Origin of the sequence: Methylobacterium sp. WL116, from assembly GCF_008039455.1 — a bacterium.
Classification (GTDB): Bacteria; Pseudomonadota; Alphaproteobacteria; order Rhizobiales; family Beijerinckiaceae; genus Methylobacterium.
The window spans coordinates 1-5,539 of record NZ_VRUV01000309.1 but is presented as its reverse complement, the minus strand read 5'-3'; the positions used below and the strand labels follow the sequence as shown (position 1 = coordinate 5,539).

Genomic DNA, 5,539 nt, shown 5'->3' with positions numbered 1-5,539 from the left:
GCCGCGTCCTGCTCGCCGGCCTCGTGCTCGGGGGGGCGACCGCGGCCCAAGCCGTGCAGCCGGACGAGGTGCTGAAGGACCCCGCCCTCGAGCATCGCGCGCGGGACATCTCGTCGGGCCTGCGCTGCCTGGTTTGCCAGAACCAGTCGATCGACGATTCGGATGCGCCGCTGGCCAAGGATCTGCGGCTGATCGTGCGCGAGCGGCTCAAGGCCGGCGACACCAACCAGGGCGTCGAGGATTACGTGGTGAACCGCTACGGCGAGTTCGTACTGCTGCGCCCGGTCTTGGCCCTGCACACCGTCCTGCTGTGGCTGACGCCCCTGCTCGCGGTGCTGCTCGGCGGCTTCGGCATCTGGCGCCTGTCGCGCCGGAAGGCGCCGGCGCCGGAGCGCGGCCTGTCCGCCGCCGAGGAGGCCGACGTCGCGGCGCTGCTCCGCCGGGAGTGATCCGCGCGCCGTAGCGTCTCCCGAACGTCCGGCCCATGATGCACGCTGGCGGATTCGAGACGACGCGTCCGAAACGGCACGAGTCTTGGATCCGCCTTTCGCGAGAAGAACCCGCGAAGGGGAACGCGCATGGCCACGGCGACTCTCACCATCTCGAGCCGGAACTACTCGTCGTGGTCGCTTCGCGGCTGGCTGATCTGCAAGATGGCCGGTCTCGACTTCGAGACCGAGGTGCTGCCCGGCGGCGACGAGACCTCCCGCGCCGAGCTCCTCCACCTGTCGCCCTCGTTCCTCGTGCCCCGCCTGCACCACGAGGGCATCGTGGTGTGGGACACGCTGGCGATCGCGCAATACCTCAACGAGACCTTCCCCGAAGCCGGCTTCCTGCCGAAGGACGCCGCCGCGCGGGCGCATTGCCGCTCGATCAGCGGCGAGATGCATGGCGGGTTCATCAACCTGCGCTCGGCCCTGCCGATGAACCTGAAGGCCTTCCACCCGCGCTTCCGGGTGTTCAACGGCGCCAGGGGCGACATCGAGCGCATCGTCACGATCTTCGACGATTGCCTCGCCCGCTACGAGGGCCCGTTCCTGTTCGGCGAGCGCCCGACGCTGGCCGACGCGATGTACGCCCCGGTCTGCACCCGCTTCCGCACCTACGACGTGACCCTGCCGCCGCGCGCCACCGCCTACCGCGACGCGATCCTGCACTGGCCGCTGATGGTCGAGTGGGCGGAGGCCGCCGCCGAGGAGCCGGAGGAGATCGAAGAGCTCGACATGGAGTTCTGAGGACGGGCTTCTTCCCTCCCCCGCAGAGGGGGAGGGAAGGTCGCGCGCGAACCTGCCGAAGTGCCTAACCCTTCGGCCAGGCCCGGATGTCGACGAAGCGGCCCGCCACCGCCGCCGCCGCAGCCATGGCCGGGGAGACGAGGTGGGTGCGGCCGCGATGGCCCTGGCGGCCCTCGAAGTTGCGGTTCGAGGTCGAGGCGCAGCGCTCGTTCGGGCTGAGGCGGTCGGCGTTCATGCCGAGGCACATCGAGCAGCCCGGCTCGCGCCAGTCGAAGCCGGCGGCCTTCAGCACCGCGTCGATCCCCTCGGCCTCGGCCTGTGCCTTCACCAGCCCGGAGCCCGGCACCACCATCGCCGAGACGCCCGCGTGGACCTTCTGGCCCGCGACCATCTTGGCGACGATGCGCAGGTCCTCGATCCGGCCGTTGGTGCAGGAGCCGATGAACACCCGGTCGAGGGTGATGTCGGTGATCTTGGTGCCCGGCGTCAGCCCCATGTAGGACAGCGCCTTCTCCTTCGAGGCGCGCTTGTTCTCGTCGAGGATCGTCGCCGGATCGGGCACCGAGCCCAGCACCGAGATCACGTCCTCGGGGCTCGTGCCCCAGCTCACGATCGGCGGCAGGCTCGCGGCGTCGAGCCGGACCTCGCGATCGAAATGCGCGCCCTCGTCGCTGACGAGGCTCTCCCAATAGGCGCGGGCCCGTGCGAAGGCCTCGCCCTTCGGCGCCATCGGCCGGCCCTCGCAATAGGCGTAGGTCGTGGCGTCGGGCGCGACGAGGCCGGCGCGCGCGCCGCCCTCGATCGACATGTTGCAGATCGTCATCCGGCCTTCCATCGACAGCGCGCGGATCGCCTCGCCCGCATATTCGATGACGTGGCCGGTGCCGCCGGCGGTGCCGATCTCGCCGATGATCGCGAGCACGATGTCCTTGGCGCTGACGCCGGCCGGCAGCGCGCCGTCGACGGTGACGCGCATGTTCTTGGCCTTCTTCTGCAGCAGCGTCTGCGTGGCGAGCACGTGCTCGACCTCCGAGGTGCCGATGCCGTGGGCCAGCGCCCCGAACGCGCCATGCGTCGAGGTGTGGCTGTCGCCGCAGACGATGGTCTGGCCGGGCAGGGTGAAGCCCTGCTCGGGGCCGATGATGTGGACGATGCCCTGGCGGCGATCGAGCGCGTCGTAGAACTCGATGCCGAAATCCTGGACGTTCTGCGCCAGCGCCTCGAGCTGGATCCGGCTCTCCGGGTCCTCGATGCCCTTGGAGCGGTCCGAGGTCTGGACGTTGTGGTCGACCACCGCCAGCGTCTTCTCCGGGGCGCGCACCGTGCGGCCGGCCACGCGCAGGCCCTCGAAGGCCTGCGGGCTCGTGACCTCGTGGACGAGGTGCCGGTCGATGTAGAGCAGCGTCGAGCCGTCGGCCTCGACGTCGACGACGTGGTCGTCCCAGATCTTGTCGTAGAGGGTGCGCGGGCTCGTCATGGCTCTGGTCGCTTCGCGGCGTGTCTGTGGCCGGCCTCTAGCCGGCGCGGAGGTCTTTAGTAAGGTTCGAAACGCGATTTCGGAAGTGCTCGCCGGCCGGCCGCCGCAAATGGCTGACCGGCATCGGCTGCAGGGGGGGCGGCCGGCCGCCTCCGGTCACGGCCGCCAGAACGGCTTGTCGGCCTCCGCGCGAACGGCACGGCGGTCGAGGCCGGCGTCGCGCAGCTGGTCGTCCCGCAGGCCGGCGAGCTCGCGGCGCGCCCGGTGGCGCCGGATCCAGGTCCGCACCACGGACGGATCGAGACCGAAGATCCGCCAGCGGTCGGAGGCGGATGGCGACTGGGGTAGGGATGTGGCGGCGGGCATGATCAGCGGTCCGAAGCGGGGAGGGGAAAGCGATCCGGCCGGGATTGCCCGGGCAGGATTGAACCGATACGAATCTCGGTTCAATATGTTTATTGGCCTCGGATCAATTTAGCGGATGACCGATTACCGGAGCGTCGCCGACGCGGTCGCGGCGGAGATCGCCAGCGGGCAGATCAAGCCGGGCCATCGCCTGCCGCCGCAGCGCGCCTTCGCCTACGAGCGCGGCATCGCGGTCTCGACGGCGAGCCGCGTCTACGCCGAGCTGGCCCGGCGCGGCCTCACCCTCGGCGAGGTCGGGCGCGGCACCTACGTCCGCTCGGACCTGAGCGCCCCGGTCCGGATGCAGCCGGAGCCGGCCCCGGGCGCGGTCGACCTCCAGCGCACCCATTCCAACCTGCCGGAACAGGACGTCGTGCTGACCGAGGGGCTGGCCGCCCTCTCGCGGGCCGGCGCCACGGGCGCGGCCCTGAACCAGTACGGACCGGCGGGCACGCCCCGGGCGCGGGCCGTCGCCGCCCGCTTCCTCGCACGCGGCGATTTCGCCCCCGATCCCGACGGCGTCCTGTTCACCGGGAACGGGCGGCAGGGCTTGGCTGCGGTCCTGGCGGCGCTGGCGCGGCCCGGGGACCGCATCGGCTGCGAGCCGCTGACCTATCCGGTGGTGAAGGGCATCGCCGCCCGCCTCGGGATCGCCCTCGTCCCGCTCGCCCTCGACGCGGAGGGCATCCGGCCCGACGCGATCCTGCAGGCGCATCGTGCCGCCCCCTTGAGCGGCCTCTACCTCCAGCCGACCCTTCAGAACCCCCTGGGCCTTACCATGGGGCCGCATCGCCGGTCCGAGATCGCGGCGGTGCTGGCCCAGACAGGCCTCGTCGCGATCGAGGACGCGGTCTACAGCTTCCTCTCGGATGCGGTGCCGCTGGCGGCCCGGGCGCCGGGCCGGACGATCGTGATCGACAGCCTGTCGAAGCGCGTCATGCCGGGGCTGACGGTCGGCCTGATTGCGTCGCCGCCCGATTGGACCGACCGCCTCTCGGCCTCCGTCCGCCAGGGCGGATGGGCCGCGACCGGGTTTCCGCTCGCCGCCGGAACCCACTGGATGGGCGACGGCTCCGTCGCGCGGCTCGCCGTGGTCAAGCGCGCGGACGCGGTCGCGCGGCAGAACCTGGCCCGCGATTGCCTGGGCGACCTGTCGATCGGCGGCGACCCCTGCGCCTATCATCTCTGGCTCGACCTGCCCGAGACCTGGCGCGCCGAGGCCTACGCGACGGCGGCCCTGCGGCAGGGCATCGCCATCACGCCGGCCTCGGCCTTCGCCATCGTCCCGGGGCATGCCCCGAACGCCGTGAGGCTCGCGCTCGCCGCGCCGCCGCGCGACGACCTGCGCCGCGCCCTCACGGCGCTGCGCCGCCTGGTCGACGTGCGCGACGACCAGATGATCGACGAGATGGGATAGCCTGGACCCGGAGCCGCGCGGCCCGTACGGCCTTGTTGCCACCGCATGGGGCGCCCATCATCGCGCCGGAACCACGCCCCGACGGCGCTAGGAGCCGACCTTTGAGCCTTCGACCCGAACTCCTGATGCTGAAGCCGATGCTCGCGAGCGTCGGCGAGGCGTTGACGCCCGCCTTCGACCTGCACCGGCTCGACGCCGCGACCGACCGCGACGCGTTCCTCGCCGAGGTCGGCCCGCGCATCCGCGGCCTCGCCGTCAACGCCCAGGCCGTGGTCGACGGGCCGCTGCTGGACCGGCTGCCCAACCTGGAGATCGTCGCCAATTTCGGGGTCGGCTACGACACCATCGATGCGGCCGAGGCCGGGCGGCGCGGCGTCGTCGTCACCAACACGCCGGACGTGCTCACCGACGAGGTCGCGGACCTGGCGATCGGCCTGCTGCTCGCCACGGTGCGGCAGATCCCGCAGGCGGACCGGTATCTGCGCGCCGGGCGCTGGCCGGAGAAGCCGTTCCCGCTCACGGCGTCGCTGCGCGGGCGCCGGATCGGCATCCTCGGGCTCGGGCGGATCGGGCGGGCGATCGCGAGGCGGCTCGAAGGCTTCGGCGTCGCGGTCGCCTATCACGGGCGGCGCCCGCAAGGCGACGTGCCCTACGCCTATCATCCGACCCTGGTCGGGCTGGCGCAGGCCGTCCACGTGCTGATGGTGGTGGCGCCGGGCGGCGCCGGCACGGACGGCCTAGTCGATGCCGCGGTGCTCGCCGCCCTCGGGCCGGAGGGCCTCCTGATCAACGTCGCCCGCGGCAGCGTGGTGGACGAGGCGGCGCTGGTCGCGGCGCTGGAGGCCGGCACGATCCACGCGGCCGGCCTTGACGTCTTCGCCGCCGAACCGCACGTGCCGGAGCGGCTCGTCGCCCTCGACCGGGTGGTGCTGCTGCCGCATGTCGGATCGGGCACGCACGAGACCCGCGCCGCCATGGGGCAACTCGTCGTCGACAACCTGATCT

At 72.1% G+C, this 5,539-nt stretch carries 6 protein-coding genes; 4 read left to right on the top strand and 2 right to left on the bottom strand.

Features of this window, described 5'->3' with window-relative positions:
* The first annotated feature begins 8 nt into the window (after positions 1–8).
* Both FV223_RS18890 and FV223_RS18885 read left to right on the top strand, forming a co-directional pair.
* Complete coding sequence (locus FV223_RS18890) at positions 9–449, top strand: cytochrome c-type biogenesis protein (protein WP_147728453.1); 441 nt, start codon at positions 9–11, stop codon at positions 447–449.
* A gap of 129 nt (positions 450–578) precedes the next feature.
* Positions 579–1,235 carry a glutathione S-transferase family protein gene (locus FV223_RS18885; protein WP_147728451.1) on the top strand — a complete coding sequence of 219 codons (657 nt, stop codon included), beginning with the start codon at positions 579–581 and terminating at the stop codon, positions 1,233–1,235.
* Positions 1,236–1,299: 64 nt separating this feature from the next.
* On the opposite strand, the gene leuC is transcribed toward FV223_RS18885, so the two are convergent.
* Positions 1,300–2,712, bottom strand: coding sequence for a 3-isopropylmalate dehydratase large subunit (gene leuC / locus FV223_RS18880; protein ID WP_147728450.1), 1,413 nt, complete (start codon positions 2,710–2,712; stop codon positions 1,300–1,302).
* A 156-nt stretch (positions 2,713–2,868) separates the two neighbouring features.
* Positions 2,869–3,078, bottom strand: coding sequence for a DUF1127 domain-containing protein (locus tag FV223_RS18875; protein ID WP_147728449.1), 210 nt, complete (start codon positions 3,076–3,078; stop codon positions 2,869–2,871).
* A gap of 115 nt (positions 3,079–3,193) precedes the next feature.
* Between FV223_RS18875 and FV223_RS18870 the strand changes: the two genes are divergently transcribed.
* Both FV223_RS18870 and FV223_RS18865 read left to right on the top strand, forming a co-directional pair.
* Positions 3,194–4,534: a PLP-dependent aminotransferase family protein gene (locus FV223_RS18870; protein ID WP_147728448.1), complete on the top strand. Its 1,341-nt coding sequence runs from the start codon at positions 3,194–3,196 to the stop codon at positions 4,532–4,534.
* A 125-nt stretch (positions 4,535–4,659) separates the two neighbouring features.
* Positions 4,660–5,539: 2-hydroxyacid dehydrogenase (locus FV223_RS18865; RefSeq protein WP_147728452.1), on the top strand; the 880-nt coding region annotated here is incomplete at its 3' end.

What these genes read in the sequence shown, in the direction of transcription:
- FV223_RS18885 (WP_147728451.1), top strand. Translation starts at nt 579, where the DNA reads ATGGCCACGGCGACTCTCACCATCTCGAGCCGGAACTACTCGTCGTGG.
- FV223_RS18870 (WP_147728448.1), top strand. Translation starts at nt 3,194, where the DNA reads ATGACCGATTACCGGAGCGTCGCCGACGCGGTCGCGGCGGAGATCGCC.
- FV223_RS18875 (WP_147728449.1), bottom strand. Translation starts at nt 3,078, where the DNA reads ATGCCCGCCGCCACATCCCTACCCCAGTCGCCATCCGCCTCCGACCGC.
- leuC (WP_147728450.1), bottom strand. Translation starts at nt 2,712, where the DNA reads ATGACGAGCCCGCGCACCCTCTACGACAAGATCTGGGACGACCACGTC.